This window comes from Bradyrhizobium sp. 157 (genome assembly GCF_023073815.1).
Taxonomy (GTDB): Bacteria; Pseudomonadota; Alphaproteobacteria; order Rhizobiales; family Xanthobacteraceae; genus Bradyrhizobium.
This window is the reverse complement of the sequence record NZ_JADPKF010000110.1, coordinates 1-536: the sequence shown is the minus strand read 5'-3', so window position 1 is coordinate 536 and position 536 is coordinate 1. Positions and strand designations below refer to the sequence as shown.

At 52.8% G+C, this 536-nt stretch carries 1 protein-coding gene; it reads right to left on the bottom strand.

The window, feature by feature from the left end; genetic code table 11:
• Positions 1-536, bottom strand: a 536-nt coding sequence (locus IVA95_RS34215) for a methyltransferase (RefSeq protein WP_247514527.1), incomplete at both ends; no start/stop codon positions are given.

Here is a 536-nt window from a genome sequence, read left to right as displayed (position 1 = left end):
TCAGGCGATCCATCAAAGCGAGGTTGCTGTCTGATGAAAGTAGGAGATACATTCTTCCGTTCGGGTGCAACCTCTGAGCGGACTGCTTGAACAGAGGCAAGATATCCCGGTAACCAGGACCAGCATGCCAAGCTCGGTCAGCATCGTCGCGTGGCTCACCCGAGAAAGATGGTGGGCTAGAGATGATGATATCAAACTTGCGCTCCGCCGGTATGGCGGAAAACAGATCGGATTGAAACGCTCTTACTTCCTCAAAACCATTCTTTGCTGCGTTTAAGTTGGCAGCCTTGACCGCCGCCGGATTTATGTCCAAGGCGATGACCGACTTAGCGCCCGCCTTGGCTGCCGATAGTGAGAGTATTCCAGAGCCGGTTCCGATTTCTACGACGTGTTTTCCCTGCAAGTCTAACGATTGCAGAAATCGCGCGAAAAATGCGCTGGTCAGGAAGATCTTCGGATGGAAGACCGATGGCAGCACCGCGAGATCAAGTCCTTCGACGTGGGTCGTGGTTGACTGTTTACGGGTAAGAATGAAG